A 23,294-nucleotide genomic window follows, 5' to 3' on the forward strand; every position below is an offset into this window, starting at 1 on the left:
ACGCCCCTTTTTCAACGAATTCTACGAAGACGGAATTTACTGATAGTGCCGCCTGCAATAAGGAAAAATAAGATCGCGCCCTGGAGCATTTCGGAGATCGAGGATGGCAAGCCAATCGTTTGCACGCTGTACCCTCCGACTATAAGGCCGCCGAATAGAAACGAGGATACGACTAGCCCGAGAGGATGCAGCTTCGCGAGCCATGCTACAATAATGGCGGTGTAGCCGTATCCCGGCGAAATACCGTACATCAAGCGATGCGTCACTCCGGATACCTCAGCCATTCCTGCAAGACCGGCCAGCCCGCCGCTAATGAGCATAACCAGTAAAATATGTCTGCTAATTCGAATGCCCGCATTTTTGGCAGCTTCGGGATTGGCACCAATCAATCTCAGCTCATAGCCCCAGCGCGTGTATTTAATGAAGAAGCCATATAGAACAATCGCAATAATGCCAAACAATAGCCCTAGATGCAGCCTTGTGTCGCCAAGCACCGGCAGCGATTGCGCCTCCGTAAACATAGGCGTCCCCGGAAAATTCATCCCTTTCGGGTCCTTCCAAGGGCCAAACACAAAATAATCCATCGCGAGCAAAGCAACGTAATTGAGCATTAAAGAGGTTACCAGCTCATTGACTTGAAAGTAGGTGCGCGGAATTGCCGTTAACAGACCCCATACGCCGCCAGCAACAATGCTGAACACGATCATCGCAGGAATAATGAGAATGCCGGGCATATTCGGAAAATAAATCGTCACCGCGGTCGCGGCCATCGCGCCAGCTGCAAATTGCCCCTCCGCGCCGATGTTCCAAACGGATATGCGATAAGCAATCGCGACGCCAAGTCCACATAGCAGCAGCGGAATCGTTTTTACAAGCGTTTCGGTCAAGCCGTATGAAGTGCCGAACGCGCCGGTGAACATTTTCTTATATACTGGAAATGGATTCATGCCGTTCGCTGCAATAAATATGCCGCAAACGACCAGCGCCAGCAGCAACGATGCGAAAGGAATCCACCACGTGCTGCCCTTCTTGGCGCTATCGATTTCAATGCGATAGGTTCGCCACTTCCATTTGCTAGATTTTTGACCGACTTCGATAGCAAGCGGGCCTTTCGTTAATACAGGCTTGTTGTCGCTCATCCCGCCTCCTCCCCCGGCGCCTCAGGAGCTTGAAGACCTGCCATATACATGCCGATCCTCTCCCGATCCGCTTCCTCCCTTGCCATCTCGCCTACGATCTGCCCGTTATAAATGACGAGAATGCGATCAGAGAGCTGAATAACCTCATCCAAATCTTCTGAAATCAGCAAAACGCTCTTGCAAGCGTCTCTCATCTCCGCCATAAGTCGGTGCACGCCTTCCGTCGCTCCAACATCGAGTCCTTGAGTCGGATGCACGGCTACCATAAGCAGGGGATTCTGGTTTACTTCTCTAGCAAAAAGCAGCTTTTGCTGATTCCCGCCCGACAATTGCTGGACTGGCGTGTCGAGGCCAGGCGTTCTAACATCAAATTGTTTGACTAAATCTTGCGACCATTGGCGATTTGCCCCGATCCGCAAAAATCCATATCGAGAGCGTTCCTTCGTCCGATACGATTTGAACAATAAATTGTCTACGATGCCCAGATTTCCGGCGAGCCCGCTCTTCATGCGATTCTCGGGCACATGGGCAATCCCCGCTTCGATTGCCGCCTTTACGGAACCATTCTTCAGCTCTTTGCCATCAAAAAGAATCGTTCCGTGCTTCCACGGCCTGAGGCCTGTAAGCACCTCGGCAAGCTCCTTCTGACCATTTCCAGCAACACCCGCCACGCCGACGATTTCGCCCTCGCCAACCTCTAGCGAGAAATGATCGAGCGATTTCCTGCCATGATCGGCATAGACATCAACATGCTGGACGGTGAGCAGCCGCTTCCCTTTCGGACGCGGAAGGATTGGCCGGCTTTCGCCGAGCTCCTTGCCAACCATCAGCTTCGCAAGCTCGCGTTCATTGGTGTCTGTTTTCGCCATAGAATGAATCAGCTTGCCTTTGCGCATGACGGATATATGATCCGATGCGGACATGACCTCCTTCAGCTTATGGGTAGTCAGAATGACCGTCTTCCCTTCCGATTTCATGCGCTGCAGCGTAGCGAATAGCTGCTCGGCCTCGCCGGGCGTCAGAACCGATGTCGGCTCATCCAAAATAATAAGCTCCGCACCGCGATAAAGCGTTTTGACGATCTCCACTCGCTGCTGCTCCCCAACCGAGAGCTGCCAAATCGGTCGATTGACCGGGAAAGATAAGCCAAAATGGTCCGCGATCGCTTCGATTTCCTGCTGCTTATTGTTCATCCATTTGGAGCCTCGCCAAAACGATGATTTCTCCCCCAGCACAATGTTCTCGGCTGCGGTCAACGTTTGAACGAGGCGGAAGTTTTGAAATACCATGCCAATCCCTAGCTTCATCGCATCCTTTGGCGATCGAATCTTTGCCGGCTCGCCATGAATGAAGATCTCGCCGCTGGTTGGTCGATATACGCCAGAGAGCATGCACATCATCGTGCTTTTGCCTGCCCCGTTTTCCCCAAGCAGCGCATGAATTTCTCCCCGCTTCGCTTGAAAATCAACAGAGTCATTCGCCACGACCGAGCCAAAATGCTTCACGATTTGGCGCATTTCTACCGAATACTTTTTCATTTTGACCCTCCTCAAAGGTTGCACAGCAATCTACTTCGAAAACTGCTACATACCCAAATAGGTGATAATAAATCAACAAATCCCTTAATTCAGGGATTTGTTGACTTATCCATATGGCGAAAGCCGATTATTTCGGAATCGTGCCTTCTACCCCTTTAACGAACCAGTCCATGATCAAAATGTCATCAAGCGAAAGCGTCTTGCCTTCCTCAACCTTGACTGCGCCGGAAGCATCTGTGATCGGACCAGTAAATACGTTGATCTCGCCGTTAATGAGCTTCGTTTTCGTATCGTTTACCATCGTTTTCACATCCTCAGGCACGCTCGGTCCAAGCGGGGCAATATCGACCATGCCGTCTGCCAATGAGCCGGAATACTGCTCGCTCTTCCAAGTGCCATCGATTACTGCTTGAACTGTCCTCGTATAATAAGGTCCCCAGTTCCAAATCGGGTTCGTTAAGTATGCTTCAGGCGCGAATCGGGTCATATCGGAATCGTTGCCTCCAGCCATTGCGCCTCGTTCAGCCGCTGCTTGCAGTGTTGCCGGTGAATCCTGATAAGCGAGCAGGACATCTGCTCCCTTATCCAGCAGACTTACTGCTGCCTGACGCTCTGTTGTCGGATCATACCAGGTATTCGTCCAAACGACGCTGACCTTCGCATCCGGATTCACGCTCTGCACGCCAAGCGTGAAGGCGTTTATGTTATAAATAACTTCAGGTATTGGGAAAGCGCCCACATAGCCGATCACGTTTTTCTTCGTCATTTTTCCTGCTGCAATACCGCTTAAATAGCTGGCATCGAAGTTTTTACCGAAGAATGTGCCCATGTTGTCATTGGTTTTGTAGCCTGCGGTATGAAGGAATTTCACATTCGGAAATTTTTTGGCTACGTTGAGGGTGTAATCCATGTAGCCGAAGCTTGTCGTGAAGATAATGTCGTGGTTTTGTGCGAGCTCGGTAATGATCCGTTCCGCATCCGCGCTCTCCGGCACATTTTCGACCGTATCCGCATTGATGCCCAGCTTCTCTTCCATATACAATCTGCCCTTGTCATGCTCGAAAGTCCAACCGCCGTCTCCCGGAGGTCCGATATATACGAATGCGACACGGGGCAGCTTCGCCGTCTCATCCGTTGCCGCTTCTCCTGCTGGAGCTTCTGTCGACGGGTTTGCTGTACCCTCATTTGAGTTGTTTGTCTTGCTGCTTGAGCAGCCGCTAATGACGAATACAAGTGATAACAAAAGTGCAAAAACTGTAGTCCATCCTTTTTTGTGCTGTTTCATACCGTTCCTCCCCGACTCTCTATTTTTTTTGGATAGCTGACAAGGTACAAGACTATCAGTTGTACGCTGTCGATTAGTCGACACGAGATGGCTTCAACAACCTTCCATGGAAGTTGTTTGTACCTTTCGCTCGTTTTGGCCTCGGCCAATAACGTACTATCAATATATATCGATGTTAACATTACGTCAATATATATAACACAAAATAGTTAAAATGTGGGTTTAAGTCATGTTGAATACAATTAATTTACAATAATAATTGAGATTTGTGTTATTTATTCTAACATAATTTCGTTTCCTACTTTGGAAGCGAGTTTAAAAAATGGTTTTTCGCATGTTCATAATCCTCAGGCGTATCCACATCGATTAGAGCCGCCCCATCCACAGCGAGTAAACCATACCCTTTAAATCGAGGAGAACCAAACCACTTCCTCGCCCCAGCTTCCCCCTCAAGCTGCAGCAAATCTTCGAACATCGAAGACGACAATATAGCAGGAGGCATTAGAACAACCGCCCCATCTCTTGCATCATGCACAGCTGTAGCTACATAATCCAGCTGAGGCTTTTCAAGCCAATAATAAATGAGCTCATTAATCATACAAGACGTAATAAAGGGTTGGTCCGCGAGAGCCACCACGACTGCATCAAGTTCTGCTTCAATGCTCATAAGGGCTCGAAGGCCATGGCGAATTGAATGCCCCATGCCATGCGAAGCATCTGTGCAGGCTTCTACATAGATAGAACTAGCTTTAGAAGAAACAACAACACCACTCGCTCCCCCTTCATCTGCCCGCAGCCAATCCAGAGGATCCTCTGGATTCACAACGACCATCACACTCTTAAGACAGCTTCCCATAAGAGCATGCAGCGCCAGGCTTGCGAGCGGCTTGTTTGTGGCGAGCTCGAGCGTCTGCTTCCTCACTCCCATCCGTTTGCTCTGTCCTGCCGCTAAATAAAGGGCTGAAATAACCATTGCCCGCCATCCCCCTCCTTGGATCCGCTTTATTTCCAGCACGAATCGCAATCAGCTCTGCCGCAACGCTGACCGCTATTTCAAAGGGGCCATCGGCGCCAATGGATAACCCGATAGGCGCCCTTACATTCGATGGCATAAGAAACGTTTCAAATAACATCCGAATTCGTTTCTTCGAGCCTATAATGCCGATGTAAACAAGCTGAAGCGGCAGCGCGAGCCGTATCATTTCCTTATCCTGCTGCAAATGATGGCTGCATACGATCAAATAATCATCCGGATGGAACCCAATCTGCTTAACGATGTGTTCTGGCGAACCTACGATGCACACCGCATCCGGGAAACGCTCCTTCGTGCATAATGACGGACGCCAGTCCGCGACCACGATATGGAAGCCTATATTTTTGACGAGCGAATAAATGGCCTCTGTGTCTTTGCCTACTCCGAATAAAACCAACCTTGGCCTAGGTCTAATCCAAATAGACAAATAATTGGCGCTCTTCGCTTCGGTAAATGAATCGTTCATCCCAAGTTCCACTGCCGCTTCATCAACCAGAGAATAGCTTATTTGCTGCTCATTCCAGCTTCTAACGAGCTTCACCGACTTACCGGCATCGTTTTTTTCCTTTGCTTCCAATAGCAGCGATCGCAATCGCCCATTGACCGGCTCAAGCAGCAAGCGCACCTTCCCGCCGCAGCCAATGGCATCCCCCCAAATGATATCCTCATCCGAATTCAAGTTGTAATCGATGATTTCAAATGGACCTGATTGAGCAATGGCTGCAGCCCTCTCGAACAGATCATGCTCCAGGCAGCCGGGACTAACGGTCCCGATTTGTTCCCCGCTTTGCTTGAACAGCATGGCCGCTCCCTCTTTTCGGTAAGAATGGCCCTCAACACAAATGATCGTCGCCAGCACACTCAGCTCATGGTCTGCCATCACCGCCGTCAATATATCATGCATATCCATCCCTTTTCCCTCCCTAAGCATAAGCCGCCGCAAGGACTGCATTTAACGCGATTTGAGCAAATCGCCTCTTCTAAAGCCTTTCAATTAATTTGCGCAAAGAGCGGTCCGCTTCCTTTAATACAACTTTCTTGTCGACCGTTCTTACCAGCTTGCCCTCCATGACGATTTGGCCGTCGATAAGCACCGTTTCTACATCGCCCCTCGTTGCTGCATATACGACTCTCGAATACCAATCCGCATCGAAGGATGGATAGACGTGGAAGTCTTCCAGATCAAGAAGCTGCAAATCCGCAAGCTTCCCGACCTCGATGCTGCCAATCTCCTTCTCTAATCCAAGCACCCTAGCGCCGCCTATCGTCGCCATCCGAAGCACCGTCCTGGCATTCATGACCGTCGGGCCATGCTTCACCTTTTGCATATAGGCGGTCAACCGCATTTCTTGGAACATATCCAGGTTGTTATTGCAAGGCGCGCCGTCAGCGCCAATCCCGACGTCTATCCCTTGCTCAAGCAAAAGCGGAATTTCTGCAACGCCTGACGCAAGCTTCATATTGGAGCCCGGACAATGCGTCACTTTAACGCCTCGCTCACGAATGATTCGCTTTTCCTCCTCATCAAGCCAAATGCTATGGGCCAAAATCAAATTCGGCTTCGCAAGACCAATATGGTCCAAATAAGCAACGTTTCTCATCCCGCGTTCCGCTTCGACCATGGCGATTTCGCCCAAATTTTCCGAGGCATGCGTGTGCACCATTACGTCATATTCCGCAGATAGATCTCGCACGCCAACAAGCAGCTCCTCCGTGCAGGAAACGACGAACCGCGGGCAAAAAGCATACTGAATCCTTCCATTTTCCGCTCCATGCCATTTTTCCAGTAAATCCACGCTTTCCTGAAGCGACTTTTGCGTATTTTCCTGCAAAGCTATCGGCACCTCCGTGCCATGGTCCATCATGACCTTTCCGGAGAGGGCGCGAATGCCGCTTTCCTTTATCGCCTGAAAAGCTGACTCTGTATAATGAACCGTCTCCATGTCCAAAATCGTTGTCGTACCGCTTCGGATTAATTCCCCAATCCCTAGCATGGCAGAGTAATAGACGGAGTCCTCGCTATGTGCCGCTTCGAGCGGCCATATTTTTTCTTTAAGCCACTCAATAAGCGATAAATCATCAGCCCTTCCCCGGAAGAGCGTTTGACAAAGATGGATATGCGTTTGTACAAACCCGGGAAGCAGCACCTTGCCGCCCGCATCGATAATCCGATCCGCCGTATTCGTTTCCAGCCGTTCTCCGAGTTGTACAATCCGATTGCCTTCTATTAATACATCACCGTTGAAAATTTGATCCTGTGCATTCATCGTCATCACTACAGCGTTTTGAATAAGAATGGTTGTCATCGTCTTCTCCCCCTTATGCATACAAACCCAAATATTGCATTGTTGAATTAGCTAAATATTCTGACTTCAATGCTGATCCATACCCTATATATCCTGCAATGCATCATTGCATTACTATCTTTATGCGCCTTATCCCCGCTCCAATCGTATCATGGAACTTATCATCACCAGACAGCCCATTCTGCCAAACAGAAAGGAAATTCACGTTTTCGCTTTCTATATGTAAGTTTATCTAACATCATAATGCAGAATTTACCGTTAAGCAATACGTTTTGTGAAATATTTATATTCGATATTTTGATTTTCGGTCCATATCTAACACGTATATCACGCTGGAAAAAGCAAAAAAAGCATCGAACAGAAGTCGATGCCTACATACCTTAAAATTTAATACCGCTTATGCTTGCGATGAACTTTTTTTCTCGATACTTGCTGGAATAAGATGCTCGAACAGGAGCTGCCTTGACCAAATAGCGTCATTGCGCTTGGTCACTTGCTTCCGAATGACAATAACGAGCTCATGCTCCGGAGCTACCAGCAAATATTGACCGCCATGGCCAAAAGCAAAATAACAGTCGCACTGGCCATTGTGGCTTTCGGGCGAATGCCACCAATGATAGCCATAGCCTCCATAAATCGGCGGCTCATATTGCAGCAAGCCGCGGTGATGAAGCTTCGTCGAGCTCTCCACCCAAGCCGAGGATAGCAGCTGTTTGTTGTCGAATCGCCCATTTTTAGCAAACAAGCTGCCAATCCTCGCTAAATCCTTGCCATAGAGATAGAGTCCAGTCCCGCCTTCGTTAATGCCCCCTCGCTCCATCCAGCGAGCGCTGTGAAAGCCGAGCGGACCAAATAAATAGTCCTTCGCGAAAGAAAGCGCCGGCATGCCGACCGCATTCGTCAATATTGCCGACAATAAATGCGATCCCCCGGAATTATAGGCAAACGCCGTTCCTGGCTCAGAAATCAATGGCTGCTCAAATACGAATTTGATCGGATCCTGTGCCGCTTTGAATGCTTTGTAGGGCTTGTCAAAATCAGGCCAATCAAAGCCGGGCGTCATCGTTAGAAGATGTTTAATCGTTATTTGGCTAAGCGCTTCGCTTATTTCAGGAGGATGCTCCAAATAATCCGTAATCGGCTCTTCTACGCTATTTAAGAAGCCCTTATCGATGGCAATGCCGATTAATGCCGATAAAATACTTTTGGTACATGAATAGAGCGCCCCGATCGAATCCTTGCCGCTCTCATACCATTCGCCAAGGAGCTGCTGGCCCTTTAACACGATGACCGTTTTCATTTTCCATTCTGAAAGCTGCTTGCGGTATGCTTCCATATCATTCGGGTTCATTGGCGTAATCGACCTTTCTAAGAAGCATTTCTTTGCTGCTGTTCAACTTGTTCGAGCTTAGGCAAGCCTAATGAGACCACCACAACAATGATCGACAAAACAGCTACCCAAATAAAAATCGTGTGCAAGCTTCCTGCAAGAACTGTTGGCTCGATTGAATCGGCCTGTCCAGTATGAAGCAGCAAACCAAAAGCCGTAATGCCGATCGTTTGGCCGAGAGTTCGAATAAAGTTATTGCTGGCAACCGCCGAGCCGCGAAGCTCCCAACCTACTGAGGACGATACGGCAACCGTCAAGGAGGTCAAGGATAAGCCAAAGGATAGCCCTGCCATAAACGTATAAATGATAAATAGGGCAATAGATGTTGAGGCTGTCATGAATGCGAAGCCAATGCTGCTGGCCAGCAGGATGCAGGCGCCTGCAACGCCGATGTAGCGCAGTCCTTTTCTCGAAATCCAATTGCCAGCCAGTATGGAGCCTAGCGGCCAGGCAATCGAGAGCGGAATCATGGCGAGCCCCGAATATGTAGCCGGTTTGCCGTAAACGCCTTGGATCCATAATGGCAAATAAAAAATAACAACCACATTGATGACGCATAGCAGAAAACTATCCAAATTCGCCATGCTGATCATCCGGTTCCGAAAGAGCTGGAAAGGAATGATCGGCTCGGGTGAACGGATTTCAATCCGCGCAAACAGAGTAAAAAATAGAGCGGCGAGCAACAGGAGCAGGCCAATCGTCCAAGCAGTGCCGCTGCCCTCCCCTCCATCTCTAAGAAGCGTCATCGCATAGAGAAAGCTGAACATTGCAATGGCAAACGTAATAATGCCGGGGTAGTCAATATGTTTCTTCTTCTTCTCCAATGTCTCCCTCAGTGAAGTCGACAGCAGATAGATGGCTACGATGCCAAACGGAAGATTCATGTAAAAAATGGCGCGCCAGGATATGTAATCGACCAAAAGTCCGCCTAACAACGGCCCTGAAATGCCCGCGATTCCCCAAATGCTTGACATCCAGCCTTGTACTTTAGCGCGTTTCTCGAATGGATACAAATCTCCGATAATCGTATAAGGAATTGTTGTGAGCGCTCCCGCTCCCAAGCCCTGCAGCGCTCGAAACCAAATGAGCTGATTCATCGTTTGCGCAACGCCGGAAAGCATCGAGCCAGCCAAAAAAATCAACGCTCCGATAATGAACATCCTTTTGCGCCCATATAGATCGGATAGCTTGCCGTAAATGGGAGTTGTAATGACCGTCGCTAACAAATAGATGGAAATAATCCAGCTGTATTGCTGTATGCCCTGAAGCTCTCCCGTTATGCTGGGCATAGCCGTACTTACGATCGTTCCCTCAATCGCAGCAAGGAAAGTGGCGACAAAGAGAGCAATCGTTACTTTTTTGCGAGTCTGATTAGCGTTCATTGTTCATCCTTTCCGTCATTTTTTTGTAGGAAATAAAAAAAAGAAGATGATCCTTTCTATTATGATCGCTGTAAGCCTGAAATATCAACGATTATATTCAAAGCTATGACGTTTGCTGAAGATTGGCTCGCGTCCAATGCAAGCACCCTCGTTTGCACAGCCGCAAAATATAGGATGGCCTTTCTGTTTCTTGCAGCAGCCAAAATTCGGAATCGCCAAATAGCTGGCACAGCATCTGTTCAGCCATTTTGCATGCTGCTTGTTCATCTATGATCAGCGTTACGCATACCGTATAACATAATGATTCGTAGCCCCTTAATATTTCAACCTTTTTGTGGAAATCAAGCATGATACTAGTCGCCCCTTCATACGCATTAAACCTATTCCCCTATTGTATCTGCTAGTTGTAAACAAGATGTTACAGAATGGTAAAACTTGAATCTTTCTCGCTTGTCATACGTATGAATGATATCCTTTCGGATTCGTTTGTGTTAACATATTTGATGTGATTTAATCTAAAATTCTATTTATTGGAAAGTTAGGATGTTGCTACATGTATGATGTATTGTTAAATATAATCGATCAGGTTGGCTATTTCGCGCTCTTCCTCGTTTTATGTCTAGGCTTGATCGGTTTGCCTATTCCTAATGAAGCAGTCGTGATGACAGGCGGCGCATTAGCCGCATCCGGTATGTTAATGCCTATTCCCGCATTTATTATGACCTTTCTTGGCATTTGCTCTGCAATGACATTTGGATATAGCATTGGAAGATTTGCGGGAAGCAAGCTGTCTGATTGGTTTAAAAGGAAGAAGAACATAGGACGGTTTGTCGCCAAATCCGAGCAGCTGAGTGAACGCTACGGCGGTTATGCAATCAGCCTAAGCCTTTGCCTCCCTTTCTTAAGGCATGTCACGCCTTATGTGATGGGCATGAACCGGATGCCTTACAAGCGCTTTGTCCTATTCGCATATCCATCCGCATTAATCTGGACGCTTATCTACTTTATAATCGGTTCATTCGTTGGCGATCAGGTACAAGATCTTTCCGATCATATTTATAAATATGGCATATGGATCATATACGCTCTCGCTGCAGCTGTAATCGGCTTTGCTGCTTACAAATACTTAAAAAGCAGAAACGAGAAGAAGCAGATTGAACGTCCAATGTAGCCCTGCTCCAAACCAAGAGCCATCGCAAATTGCGGTGGTTCTTTTCTGTTGCTGCAACCTTTTATCTATAATGAAGCTAGTGGACGTAAAAAGTCGGAATGCAGTGATGTAAGCGCTTAAACGAGCTTACTGATATGAATGTTGAGCTTTCATTTGTTGTATAATAACGCTCAGTGTGCATCGGCCCCGACTTTCCTGAGAGTGGAACGTCAACGAAAGAAATGTCATTCGCTTTTATTGCCAATATTTTTTCACAAAACATATTTTGGAGGAGGCTTATTTGCTTTGCTCGAACAACTAAAAAAATCATGGTTTTCAAATGTGCGCGGCGATGTATTAGCTGGTATTACGGTTGCCCTCGCCCTCATTCCGGAATCGATCTCGTTCTCTCTGATGGTCGGGGTGGGACCTATGGTCGGACTTTACGCTTCCTTCTGCATCGCTGTCATTATTTCGATTGTCGGCGGCAGGCCCGGCATGATCTCAGCTGCAACAGGCGCGATGGCGCTGCTGATGGTTTCACTCGTCAAAGACCATGGCATCGAATACTTATTTGCTGCTACGATTTTGGCTGGCGTGCTGCAATATATAATGGGTGCTCTGAAGCTGGGACAGCTCATTTCGTTCGTACCGCAATCGGTCATGCTCGGCTTTGTTAATGCGCTTGGCATTCTTATCTTTACGACACAGCTCGTTCATTTTGTTGGGGCAAGCTGGATCATGTATGCGCTCGTCGCATTGACGTTAGTCATTATATACACGCTTCCGAAGTTTACAAAGGCCATTCCCTCACCGCTTGCTGCGATTATTATCGTATCGATTATTGCCGTAGCGATTGGAGCCGATCTCAAAACCGTTGGCGACAGAGGCTTAATCGAAAGCACACTGCCTTTGTTTCACATTCCGGACGTACTATTCTCGTTCAAAACGTTGTGGATCATTTTGCCATACTCCTTCTCCCTTTCGATTGTAGGCATTTTAGAGTCGCTATTAACGGCTTCCGTTCTTGATGAAATGACGGACACGACCAGCAATAAGAATAAAGAGGTCCGGGGTCAAGGCATCGCGAACATTGCGACAGGCTTCTTTGGCGGCATGGCCGGCTGCGCTTTGATTGGACAATCCGTTATCAACGTTAAATCCGGCGGCCGTTCAAGGCTTTCTACATTAGTAGCTGGCTCCTTCCTGCTCTTTCTGATTATGGCCTTAAGCGACGTCGTCAATAAAATACCGATGGCAGCATTGGTCGGGGTCATGATTATGGTCTCCATCAGCACCTTCGATTGGAAATCAGTGTTTCAAATTCATAAGGTGCCGCGCTCGGATGCCCTGATCATGATCGTGACAGTCGTGATCGTTCTGATTACGCATGATTTATCCAAAGGCGTTTTTGCCGGCGTCATGCTCAGTGCCTTCGTATTCGTCGGTAAAATGGCCAAAATACGCGTCTCTACCGCAGCGGACAAAGCAAACATGCGGACGTACCGCATATCCGGGCAGTTGTTTTTCGGAACGACGAGCCGCTTCGTTTCTTTGTTCGATTATCAACAGGATCCAAGCAAAGTCACATTGGACTTTAGCGGCTCACATGTTTGGGATCAATCCGCTGTGACGGCCATCGCAAAAGTAAAAAGCAAATACGAGCAATTAAATAAGCAAGTAACGTTCATCGGCCTTAATGAAGAAAGCAAGCTCATTATCCGCAATTTAGGATTAACCTCTTCAAGCGGCCATTAATGTAAAAAAAGCTCATGCCCGTTCACCTCTCAGGTGTCCTGGCATGAGCTTTATTTTTTTGTGTAGGCCTGTTATTCGGCCTTTTCTAGCTTCTCTTTCGCTGTTTCGACGAGGAAATCAAACAGCTCGTCATCCTCTTCAAGCAAATCCTCTAATGCAAGCAGCTCTTCTTCCTTGCCTGATTCATGCAAGAAGAACAATCCGTAACCCCATTCTTTGCCTTTCTTGCTGTGCAAGGCGATTTCATATTCGTTTACGTGGCCTTCTACTCCAAAATGCACTTTTCCCACATAACCGTCTTCCTTCGAATACGTCATGGATGCCTCTAATACATTGATGTTGATCACTGCCATTCTTCCTTCCTATATGTTCGTTACGGCGCGAGCTGATTGATTTGGTTTAACAGCTCGTTAATTTTGTTAATCGTATCCGGAATACCCGTTGATTCAAACACGGCTCGCCCTTGCTCTATATTCGTGAGAGCCTGATCGAGTCCCTGCTGAAGCGTCATATTGTAATCGGCAATCGACTGGTGAAGATCCTTTGCGTAGTCCGGTACCTGGAGCTCTCCATAGCTGATGACCTGCTCCTTGAGCGCGAGCAGTCGCTCCTTCAAATCCGTTCTTGCATCCAGGTCTGTCACCGCTTGCTCTGCAAGTGTATTCATATCTTGTCCGAAGTCCGTTAACGATTGTAAGTAATCCGTCGTCTCTGTTGCAAAATTTACCGTTTGACCTACTTCCTCCATAATACCACAGCCAGCTGTAAGAAGCATTATAGTGAGCATCAATATGGTTACGCTGCGTTTAATCATCTGAACCCTCCTCATTATATTGTGGCGCTCCCGAGGGCGAACGCCTATCCCTGTTCATGCATACATTACAGTACGAAATCAGCCCCTGCTGGTTTCGTGTATGTCACAAGGAGATGATCGGATGGAAATTCAATTATCGGCGCTTCACTGGGTTTATTTAGGATTTATAATCGCCATTATTGGATTTATGCTGATGCGGCGCGATACTACGCTTATTTGTATTGCGGGAATTTTAGGAATCGGCATACTTGCAACCACTTCGGCAAGCGGTTCTGTAAGCGGTATTTTTAACAGCTTTATTTTTGCCATAAAAGAATTGCTAGGAACGATTTTAATCATATCTATCATCGTCGCCATGAGCCGCGTGCTCATTCGAACCGGTATAAACGAAATCATGATCTCGCCCTTCACCCGTTTCTTAAGGACACCTGCACTCGCTTTCTGGGGAATTGGGCTAATTATGATGGTGACATCGTTCTTTTTCTGGCCCTCGCCCGCGGTTGCCCTCATTGGAGCTGTACTGCTGCCCGTTGCAATCAGAGTCGGCTTGCCGGCGCTCGGAGCGGCGGTAGCGATGAACCTGTTCGGGCACGGCATAGCGCTATCAGGCGATTATATTATCCAAGGAGCCCCCAAGCTTACAGCGGATGCCGCAGGAATCCCTGTCAGCGACGTCATGCAGGCCAGCATTCCACTCGTCATTGTCATGGGTGCCGTTACGACGATTGCTGCTTACTGGATCATGCGGCGGGATCAGAAATTAGGAACATGGCGTGATGGTCTCATCGCAACGACAAGCGACAAAACGCTTGCCACAGGCTTTGGCGATGAATCCGATCGCCATGCATTGTCTCTAGGAACTAAACGCGTGCTTGCAGCCATTATACCTGTTCTATTCGCGCTTGATGTAGCTGCCATGTTCATGCTTAATCTGCAAGGCGGAGATGCCACCGCACTGATCGGCGGAACCGCAATCCTCATTATGCTGCTCATTACAATGATGACGCACCGGGGCAAAGGCTTCGAGAAAACGACCAGTTATTTAATCGAAGGCTTCTTATTCGGCTTTAAAGTGTTTGGTCCCGTCATTCCGATTGCGGCTTTTTTCTATTTGGGGGACTCTGGATTTCTGGCTCTGTTCGGCGAGAAGCTGCCGGAAGCGTCACATGGCATCGTGAACGATTTAGGCGTCGCGCTTGCTCATGTCGTACCCGTAAACGGTGTCGTTGGCTCCATCACCTTAACGATCGTGGGCGCTGTCACCGGCCTTGACGGCTCCGGCTTCTCCGGTATTTCGCTGGCAGGCTCAATCGCCCAGCTTTTCGGGCATGCAATCGGATCGGGTCTTGCCACTCTAACGGCGCTTGGGCAGGTTGCCGCCATATGGGTTGGCGGCGGTACAATTATACCTTGGGCGCTTATTCCGGCAGCGGCTATTTGCGGAGTAGATCCTTTCGAGCTCGCTCGTCGCAATTTGAAGCCTGTCCTTATTGGACTTACAGTGACGACTATCGTCGCTATGTTCTTGATTTAGACCCTTTTTGCTTTCGATAAACAAGAAATCCTATTAAAACTGCAATGATCGCTCCTATCCCTATATACAGACCCTTCGAAATTGAATCATCCGTCTGCTGGTTTGCTGAGCTAGGCTGCGGCGGCATTGAGCCGCTTCCTAGCCATTCGATATGTTCATGCGCTTCGCTGTGCAGCATCGTGCCGCTGCATAGGCTTAACTCCATCGATTTACCTGTTGAGGCGGCGTAGACCAAATAACGCTCGCCCTCCTGAAATTCAAAGCCGCAGCTATCACTGCCATTTGCCGTTAACACTTCAAGGGTTGGCGCAACATGCCCCTTCCACACTTCATTGACTCGGAAGCTTGCTTTCACTGCCTTCGCTTGCGAGGGAAACAATGATATTGAGGATGGCTTTATAGAGGTTGCCGTGCCTTCAAATACGGCATCGCTCTTGCTTATAGTCTCTTGTATTGAATCTGGCTTTACGCAAGAGCATGCCGAAGCATCCCTTGGAAAGAGCAGCAAACTGGAAGCAAACACAGCTGCAGCCAGCCATATTCCGATCCATCGCTTTTTGCTTTTCATAAATAGTCCCCTGACCTTAATGATAATAGGCAAAATAGCCTTTTATCTTAAACGCTATTAATTGGGAAAATGTTGCAATCATTGGAAAATAAAAAGAGGCTGTTTCTAACCCAGCATACGCTGCGATAGAAACAGCCTTCCATTTGTTAACCTTGAAAGCTTTTCTTTGACTCTTCGACAAGCTCGACCTTTGACGGCCAGAATGCTTTCTTACCCAGCAAGGTTGTGATCGCCGGAACTAGGAACGGACGAACGATAAACGTATCCATCAATACGCCAATTGCTGTAATTAAGCCGAACTGGACAAGCACTTGAATTGGCAGCGTGGCAAGCACGGCAAACGTAGCCGCAAGAATAAGTCCCGCTGACGTAATGACGCCTCCCGTTTCGCTGACGCCCTCTTTGATCGCCTGCTTTAAGGGCATTTTTTTGCGCTTCTGCCAAATGCTTGAGATCATGAAAATATTATAGTCCTCGCCGAGAGCGATCAGGAACACAAACGCATAGAGAGGAATCGCACCTTGTATCGCGTCAACGCCCATGAAATAATGCAGGATAACCCAGCCTAAGCCTAGCGCTGCCGCAAAGGACAGCAATACCGTACCAATTAAGTATAGCGTTGCAGTAATCGATCTCAAATAAACAAGCAGCAAAATCATGATAAGCAAGGTAACGAGCGGGATGATTACGCGATTATCACGATCTGTGAGCACCTTGGAATCATATTGCGTGGCCGTTTGACCGCCGACCCATACCTTTTTGCCAGCTTCCGCAACATTCGCTCCGGCAAGCGCCGCTTCTGCTGCCTCATGAAGCAGAGGAATCGTACCCATCGCAGCAGACGAATAAGGGTTCGTGTTCAGAATAACCTTATAGGAAAGTAAGTTTGGATCATCAACGCTTGGCTGCGGCTCCTGTACATGATCAACGAGCGGAACGGCTGCCAGCTTGCCTGCCAAGTCAGGTGCCGATCCATCCGTTTGTGCGACTACCGTGATCGGCGCCAAATCTCCAGGCGTGAATGAGTTGGAGATCAATTCAAATCCTTCTCTGGAAGGCATATCTTTCGGAAAAGAAGAGAGCAAATCATAAGTAAATTTAATTTGACTGGAGAAGCTGGCCAAGATGCCTAATACAACAACAGAAGAGATGACGACCATCCATGGCTTTGCAATAACGAGATTGCCTATTTTGGAGCCAAGCTTCTTCTCTGGATTTGGCTTGCGGTAAGGCTTACCTTTTTTTCCTGCACGCACTTGCTCCATAAATTCGGTACGCGGAATGAATGGGAAGAAGGATACTCGACCTATGATCGCAAGCAATGCCGGGACAAGCGTGAGGCTTGCGATGCCCATAATGAGGATGGATAAACTAAATGGTACGGCAAAACGATCATATGCGCCGTATTTAGCGGCAAGCAATGCCAGCAAAGAAAGCACGACCGTAAATCCGCTCATCGCAATTGCGCCTGATGCGTCTTTGAATGAGCGTTTTAATGCGACCATTTTGTCACTCTCGCGAGTTAGCTCAAGGCGGAAATGGGAGATAAAGAACAAGCAATAGTCCGTACCTGCCCCGAACAAGAGAACGGTCATAATCGAAATAGCCTGTGCATCAACTGTAATCCAACCTTCGCCTGCCATCCAGCCAAGCAACGGACTCGTTACCGCATACGCAAAGCCTACGCCAATGAGCGGGATAATTGCAAGAATGGGGGAACGATAAATGAGCAGCAAAAGAATTAACACGATGAGCACCGTTGCGATAAGCAGCGATATATCCGCTCCTTTGAACAGATCGGTCGCATCTACCGAAATGCCAACCGGACCGCTGACACGGACACTAAGCTCTTCCTTGTCGTCAACCGCAGTAGCAAAAGGCTCCTTTCCTGAAGCTTCATTAATGATTCCTTTGATCGCTTCGATATTCGCCTTCAATACCTCAGTTTCGGTCTGCTCGCCGAATGAGATAGGCTGTACGAGCGTCGTTCCGTCTTCCGATGCGAACTTTTGAAGCGCAGGAATCGGCATTTGATGGAGCGGTACGACCTCCCCCTGCTCTTTTAACGGATTTTCAATAAGAGCCTGCGTCGTTTGCTGAATAAGTGCAAAATCCTCATCAGACAAGCCGCCTTCACGGTGCCAGACGACGAGCGCCGGAATGCCGGAGGAGCTAGGAAACTTGTCTTTAATAAGCCGCTCAGCTACAACCGACGGACTGTCTGAATTCAGATTGGGTGCATTGCTTTCTTCTTTATCCCCGACTGCAGGAAGAAATAGACTGAGCAGCGCTGCAATAATAATCCATGCGACTAACGTAATCCATCGCGTACGCGGTCCAGCGATGATCCCAGCTAATTTTTCGATCATTTGTCAAATCCTCCATTTCACTTATTCACTCATATCGTTTAAAATTAATGCATACTACGAATTAATTATATATACCCGAAGGTTAATTAATCAATCTCTATTTTTTACAATTTGATGAATGGAGGGCAAGGCTCTTGAGCGACGAGCAAATAAAACGCAAACCAGGCCGGCCCAAAGGGACAGGCTCAATTCAGACGATGCAGCAGATTTTACGAACAGCCGCCTATCTTTTTATGGAACAAGGATTCGAGAAGGTTTCGCTGGATGGCGTCGCTCAAGCCTGCGGCGTCACAAAGGCCAGCGTCTATTATTATTTTAATAATAAAAGCATTCTCTTTACCGAATGCCTTCAATTTGTGCTGAAAATGGCATATGATCAAACCGCAAAGCTCGTCCAAGGGCCTGGCACGCTTAAAGAAAGAATGCTTAACGTTGCCGAGCGCCATATGAACAATGCTCATGTGGAGTTCGAGACGATGATGCGTGAAGCGTCAAGCGGCCTTAGCGAGGAGCAAGTGACGAGTATTCGCACGAGCGAAAATGCTATTCATGAGCTTATCGCAAGCGTATTTCAGATAGCGATGGATGAGGGCGAAATTATGCGCGGCGATTCTTTATTGCTGGCACATGTCTTCACGGCAATGCTAACCGTCCGAAATCGCAAGGAAATTATTAATTCAGAAAAAACAGTGGAACAAGCGGCGGCCGAAATCGTAGAACTATTGTGGACTGGCTTGGTACCGCGTTCGAAATCAATTTAACCTGGAGGTAATGAAATGCTTAAAACGGTAATTGGCCGACTTCGTTTCGTCGGTTTGTTTGAAGGGATATCCTTTCTTGTACTGCTTCTAATCGCGATGCCGCTCAAATATTGGGCGGACATCCCGGAGGCAGTCGCAATCGCAGGAAGTCTGCATGGGCTATTATTTGTTCTTTATATGCTTGCTCTTCTTCACGTTTGGATTGCCTGCCGCTGGTCTATTTTCAAGGTAGCAGCAGCCTTTATTGCTGCTTTCCTTCCATTAGGCACTTTTGTCCTCGACAAAAAACTGCTTCGCGACCAAGCTTAAATAATGGTACAAAAAGAAGACCAGAGCATAATGCTCTGGTCTTCTTCATTTGACTAAACATAATTAGCTATGAAACTCCTGTCCATCATGAACAGCTTTAACATAACCAGCCCGGATTACAAAATCTCCGAAATGCTCACCCGTCTCGCGCTCTTTCGCATACTGATGAATAATCGGCTTAAGCGTATCCAGAATTTCCGTTTCGTCGATGTTTTCCTTGTAGAGCTTATTCAATCTTTCTCCGGCAAAGCCGGCACCCATATACATATTATATTTACCGACTGCTTTGCCGATAAACGAGATTTCACCTAATGCCGGTCTTGCACAGCCATTCGGGCATCCAGTCATCCGGATGTTAATCTCTTGGTCGCGTAGTCCAGCCTCATTAATGATCGGCTCCAGCTTGTCAATTAAAGTCGGCAGATAACGTTCAGCCTCAGCCATTGCGAGTCCGCAAGTCGGCAAGGAAACGCATGACAATGAGCTTCTGCGAAGAGCGGAATGCTGAGCGCCATCGGTAAGTCCAAATTGCTCGACCAATTCTGTAATTTTGCGCTTCTTCTGGCTGCTGACATTTCCGATAATCAAATTCTGGTTCGGCGTAATGCGGAAGTCGCCGCTATGAACTTTAGCGATTTCGCGAAGTCCCGTCATTAGAAGGTAGCCATCCTTATCCTCAATTCGACCGCTTTGGATGTACAACGTTAAATTCCATTTGCCATTGCTGCCCTTCAGCCAGCCATAACGGTCGCCGTTGTTCTCGAATTGATATGGACGCACAGCCTCAAGCTGCCAGCCCAGTCTGTTTTGCAGCTCGGTTTTGAACCAATCAATGCCATGACGGTCGATCGTATACTTAAACCGTGCATTTTTGCGAACGGAACGATTTCCGTAATCCCGTTGAATCGTAACCGTCTTCTCAGCCAGATCAACGATGCGTTCAGGCGGGCAGAAGCCGATAACTTTCCCAAGCTGCGGATACGTAGCCGTATCGCCATGAGACATCCCCATACCTCCGCCAACGGAGATATTGAAGCCCTTCAGCTTGCCGTCTTCAACGACAGCAATGTAGCCGATATCCTGCGAGAACACGTCTACATCGTTATACGGCGGAATCGCAAATCCGATTTTGAATTTACGCGGCAAATATACCGGCCCGTAAATAGGCTCTACTTCGCCTTCTTGTTGACCGTCAACAACCTTCTCGCCGTCCAGCCAAATTTCATGATAAGCGCGCGTACGCGGTGCCAGATGATCATTCACCTGCCGTGCCCAGTGGCTTACTTCACCATGAAGATCGGATTGAAACGGATTCGGGCTGCACATAACGTTACGGTTAACGTCACCGCAGGCTGCCAATGTAGTCATCAGCTCGCTGTTGATTTTTTGAAGCGTCGGCTTCAAATTCCATTTTAAAACGCCATGCATTTGAAAGGTTTGACGAGTGGTCAGGCGCAGCGTTTCATTTCCGTATTTATGCGCCAAACTGTCCATCGCAAGCCACTGCTCGGAAGTCGCTACCCCGCTTGGCAGCACCACGCGAATCATGAATTGAAATGCGGGCTCCAGCTTCTGTTTTTCACGCTCGTTGCGCAAATCCCTGTCATCCTGCATGTAGCTCCCGTGAAATTTCAACAACCGATTGTCGTCCTCAGGCAAACCGCCCGTAATCGGATTTCTTAACGTTTCGACAAGCGCTCCGCGCAGGTAATTACTTTCGATCTTAATATGCTCAACCTCGCTTGGCGGCCCGCCGATAGGCTTAACCAACTGCTCTTTCGCCATTGCTGCTAATCTCCTCTCGCAATCATTCACATACTCTTGTTGTTTTAAAACGATCTATTAATACACGTCGCGCTGGTAGCGCTGCTGCTGCTGCAAATCGTCCAAATAAGCCGCTGCTTCCTCTGCGCTCTTGCCGCCTTCTTGCTGAATAACCGTAATTAGCGCAGCGTGAACATCATGTGCCATATGCTTCTCGTCGCCGCAAATATATACATAAGCGCCCTCTTGCAGCCATTGGAACAGCTCACGGCTTTTCTCCAGTAAACGATGCTGTACATATACCTTCTCTTCTGTATCACGGGAGAATGCAACATCAAGCTTTGTCAGCACGCCGTCCTTAAGCATTCTCTGCCAATCGGTTTGGTACAAGAAATCCGTAACGAAATGGCGATCGCCATAGAACAGCCATGATTTCCCTTCTGCACCCAGCTCCTCGCGCTCCTCAAGAAATGCGCGGAATGGCGCAACACCCGTACCTGGACCAACCATAATGATCGGCGTTTCCGGATCAGCTGGCAGCTTGAAGTTTGGATTTTGCTGAATATAGATTGGCAATGAGTCGCCCGCTTGCACTCGCTCTGCGCAATGCACCGAGCATACGCCGTAACGATCGCGGCCATGCGCTTCATAGCGAACCGCACGAACCGTAAGATGCACTTCATCCTCATTCGCCTTGAAGCTGCTTGCGATGGAATACAGGCGAGCTGGAAGCTTCCGCAAAATAGCAACAAAGCTGCTTGGCGTTAGCTGCCAAGGCTTAAAGTCTTGAATTAAATCAAGCAGATCGCGCCCGTTGATATAGCTCTTAAGAGCTTGCTCTTGTCCTGGCGCCAGCAGCTCTTGGAGAGCCGTGTTCGAGGTGAGCTGCGCTGCTTGCGTAAGCAGCGGTTTCGTTAATGCCGTAATTTCATAATGCTTTAAAAGTGCTTCGCGAAGAGATGCTTGTTCGCCGTTCTTATTAATGGGAACGGAATCAATTAGAGAAAAGCCCAATTCATGAATGATTGCGTCCACCAGATCAGGATGGTTCTCCGGGTAAACACCAAGGCTGTCGCCTGGCTCATACTGCAAGCCAGAGCCTTCAAGGGAAAGCTCCAAATGACGGGTTTCCCGATCAGAGCCGCGTCCGTTCAAGTTCACGTTTGCGAGCACTTCGGCTTTAAACGGATTAGTGCGTGAATACGCCGATGGCTCCGATGAAGTGCTGCTAGTTTCTTTAACCGTGTCGCTCGAGCCCGAAGCTGCGTTCAAGCCTTCATTTAAAGAGCTAATTACCTGGCCGATCCAGCCTGCAACCGGCTCATCGTAATCAAGATCACAATCGACACGCGGTACTAGCCGCTTGCCGCCAAGCTCCTCCAGACGCTGGTCGAAATCCTTGCCTGTCTGACAGAAAAACTCGTAGGAAGTATCTCCAAGAGACAGCACGGAGAAGTTCAGGTTCTCAAGCTGAGGCGCTCTCTTGCTATAAACGAACTCATGGAAAGCCCGCGCATTATCTGGCGGCTCGCCTTCGCCATGCGTACTGACGACCAAAAACAGGTTTTCAACTTTTTTCAAGCCATTTGTTTTAAATTTGTTCATCGCAGCTAGCGTTACTTGAAACCCTTGCTCTTCGAGCTTGCGCGACAAGCTGGTTGCGATTCTTTGGGAATTGCCGGTTTGGGAGCCGAATAGCACCGTTACCTCGCGAGAAACAGGTGCTTGACTCGCTATAGAGATGACCTCCGCTGCGCTTGTTGCTGCCGTGGCGGCTTCAAGCTCAGTGGCTGCTGTCGCTCCGACTGCTGTCTGGCGAGCGAACAAATAGCCTGTAAGCCATATTTGCTGAGACTCGGTTAAGGATGGCAGAAGGCGATTAAGAAGCTCGACTTGCTCTTGACTAAAAGGACTGTTCGTTACCTGAAGTTGCAACAATATCCACCTCTCATAAACATAAAATCATCTTCTATTTTTTTATAGTCAGATAAAAAAGTAATACAATATTACTTAACCTAACATAATCAGACAAAACCTTCAACGATGTTTTCGACCGCTCGAATACCCATATTTAGGCAATTTGACCTTATTTCCAGTTAAAATAAAGAAATCAGGGCTATTTGCCCTGATTTTCGCTCGTTTATTAGAAAAAATGATCGTTTGGATATAAAAAAGTGATAGTTGAATGATTTAT

Annotated in this window: 20 protein-coding genes; 5 read left to right on the forward strand and 15 right to left on the reverse strand. The window is 48.0% G+C overall.

The genetic code is table 11. The features are described from left to right. Positions 1 to 11: 11 nt before the first annotated feature. The 9 genes from HI950_RS05630 to HI950_RS05670 all read right to left on the reverse strand — a co-directional run bounded on the left by HI950_RS05630 (position 12) and on the right by HI950_RS05670 (position 10,422). Positions 12 to 1,139 (reverse strand): ABC transporter permease, encoded by a 1,128-nt coding sequence (locus HI950_RS05630; protein ID WP_169082927.1) that lies wholly within the window; start codon positions 1,137 to 1,139, stop codon positions 12 to 14. Further along, entirely contained in the window at positions 1,136 to 2,677 is a 1,542-nt protein-coding gene (locus HI950_RS05635; RefSeq protein WP_169082928.1) for an ABC transporter ATP-binding protein, read from the reverse strand. Before HI950_RS05635 ends, HI950_RS05630 begins: the two co-directional genes overlap by 4 nt. 127 nt (positions 2,678 to 2,804) lie before the next feature. Then, positions 2,805 to 3,962, reverse strand: a complete 1,158-nt coding sequence (locus HI950_RS05640; RefSeq protein WP_169082929.1) for a BMP family ABC transporter substrate-binding protein — start codon at positions 3,960 to 3,962, stop codon at positions 2,805 to 2,807. A gap of 298 nt (positions 3,963 to 4,260) precedes the next feature. Beyond that, on the reverse strand, positions 4,261 to 4,890 hold the full coding sequence (locus HI950_RS05645) for a nucleotidyltransferase family protein (protein ID WP_169082930.1): 630 nt from the start codon (positions 4,888 to 4,890) through the stop codon (positions 4,261 to 4,263). Beyond that, the gene (locus HI950_RS05650; protein ID WP_169082931.1) at positions 4,802 to 5,905 is read right to left on the reverse strand and encodes an XdhC family protein; all 1,104 of its coding nucleotides are present in this window, start codon (positions 5,903 to 5,905) and stop codon (positions 4,802 to 4,804) included. Before HI950_RS05650 ends, HI950_RS05645 begins: the two co-directional genes overlap by 89 nt. A gap of 70 nt (positions 5,906 to 5,975) precedes the next feature. Continuing rightward, positions 5,976 to 7,301, reverse strand: a complete 1,326-nt coding sequence (locus HI950_RS05655; protein ID WP_169082932.1) for a 5'-deoxyadenosine deaminase — start codon at positions 7,299 to 7,301, stop codon at positions 5,976 to 5,978. Positions 7,302 to 7,698: 397 nt separating this feature from the next. Then, entirely contained in the window at positions 7,699 to 8,652 is a 954-nt protein-coding gene (locus tag HI950_RS05660; protein WP_169082933.1) for a serine hydrolase domain-containing protein, read from the reverse strand. Between the two features lie 17 nt (positions 8,653 to 8,669). Further along, the gene (locus HI950_RS05665; protein WP_169082934.1) at positions 8,670 to 10,073 is read right to left on the reverse strand and encodes an MDR family MFS transporter; all 1,404 of its coding nucleotides are present in this window, start codon (positions 10,071 to 10,073) and stop codon (positions 8,670 to 8,672) included. 103 nt (positions 10,074 to 10,176) lie between these two features. Beyond that, positions 10,177 to 10,422, reverse strand: coding sequence for a hypothetical protein (locus HI950_RS05670; protein ID WP_169082935.1), 246 nt, complete (start codon positions 10,420 to 10,422; stop codon positions 10,177 to 10,179). Positions 10,423 to 10,626: 204 nt separating this feature from the next. Here HI950_RS05670 and HI950_RS05675 point away from each other — a divergent pair, with 204 nt between their 5' ends. Together HI950_RS05675 and HI950_RS05680 are read left to right on the forward strand one after the other, a co-directional pair. Beyond that, positions 10,627 to 11,244, forward strand: a complete 618-nt coding sequence (locus HI950_RS05675; protein ID WP_169082936.1) for a DedA family protein — start codon at positions 10,627 to 10,629, stop codon at positions 11,242 to 11,244. A gap of 285 nt (positions 11,245 to 11,529) precedes the next feature. Further along, positions 11,530 to 12,981, forward strand: coding sequence for a SulP family inorganic anion transporter (locus tag HI950_RS05680; RefSeq protein WP_169082937.1), 1,452 nt, complete (start codon positions 11,530 to 11,532; stop codon positions 12,979 to 12,981). Positions 12,982 to 13,052: 71 nt separating this feature from the next. On the opposite strand, the gene HI950_RS05685 is transcribed toward HI950_RS05680, so the two are convergent. Further along, positions 13,053 to 13,334, reverse strand: coding sequence for a hypothetical protein (locus HI950_RS05685; RefSeq protein ID WP_169082938.1), 282 nt, complete (start codon positions 13,332 to 13,334; stop codon positions 13,053 to 13,055). A gap of 20 nt (positions 13,335 to 13,354) precedes the next feature. Then, positions 13,355 to 13,795: a DUF6376 family protein gene (locus HI950_RS05690; RefSeq protein WP_169082939.1), complete on the reverse strand. Its 441-nt coding sequence runs from the start codon at positions 13,793 to 13,795 to the stop codon at positions 13,355 to 13,357. A gap of 121 nt (positions 13,796 to 13,916) precedes the next feature. On the opposite strand from HI950_RS05690, the gene HI950_RS05695 reads away from it, so the two are divergent. Beyond that, the gene (locus tag HI950_RS05695) at positions 13,917 to 15,329 is read left to right on the forward strand and encodes a hypothetical protein (protein ID WP_169082940.1); all 1,413 of its coding nucleotides are present in this window, start codon (positions 13,917 to 13,919) and stop codon (positions 15,327 to 15,329) included. On the opposite strand, the gene HI950_RS05700 is transcribed toward HI950_RS05695, so the two are convergent. Then, positions 15,313 to 15,897, reverse strand: a complete 585-nt coding sequence (locus HI950_RS05700) for a hypothetical protein (RefSeq protein ID WP_169082941.1) — start codon at positions 15,895 to 15,897, stop codon at positions 15,313 to 15,315. The genes HI950_RS05695 and HI950_RS05700 overlap by 17 nt on opposite strands. A gap of 146 nt (positions 15,898 to 16,043) precedes the next feature. Then, complete coding sequence (locus HI950_RS05705) at positions 16,044 to 18,266, reverse strand: MMPL family transporter (RefSeq protein ID WP_169082942.1); 2,223 nt, start codon at positions 18,264 to 18,266, stop codon at positions 16,044 to 16,046. Between the two features lie 134 nt (positions 18,267 to 18,400). Here HI950_RS05705 and HI950_RS05710 point away from each other — a divergent pair, with 134 nt between their 5' ends. Together HI950_RS05710 and HI950_RS05715 are read left to right on the forward strand one after the other, a co-directional pair. After that, entirely contained in the window at positions 18,401 to 19,027 is a 627-nt protein-coding gene (locus HI950_RS05710) for a TetR/AcrR family transcriptional regulator (protein WP_169082943.1), read from the forward strand. Between the two features lie 15 nt (positions 19,028 to 19,042). Further along, positions 19,043 to 19,336, forward strand: a complete 294-nt coding sequence (locus tag HI950_RS05715) for a DUF3817 domain-containing protein (RefSeq protein ID WP_169082944.1) — start codon at positions 19,043 to 19,045, stop codon at positions 19,334 to 19,336. Positions 19,337 to 19,399: 63 nt separating this feature from the next. On the opposite strand, the gene cysI is transcribed toward HI950_RS05715, so the two are convergent. Continuing rightward, positions 19,400 to 21,121: an assimilatory sulfite reductase (NADPH) hemoprotein subunit gene (gene cysI, locus HI950_RS05720; protein WP_169082945.1), complete on the reverse strand. Its 1,722-nt coding sequence runs from the start codon at positions 21,119 to 21,121 to the stop codon at positions 19,400 to 19,402. A 57-nt stretch (positions 21,122 to 21,178) separates the two neighbouring features. Then, the gene (locus HI950_RS05725; RefSeq protein WP_169082946.1) at positions 21,179 to 23,035 is read right to left on the reverse strand and encodes an assimilatory sulfite reductase (NADPH) flavoprotein subunit; all 1,857 of its coding nucleotides are present in this window, start codon (positions 23,033 to 23,035) and stop codon (positions 21,179 to 21,181) included. Positions 23,036 to 23,294: the final 259 nt, after the last annotated feature.

It is taken from the genome of Paenibacillus sp. PL91, assembly GCF_012935325.2.
Lineage (GTDB): Bacteria > Bacillota > Bacilli > Paenibacillales > Paenibacillaceae > Pristimantibacillus.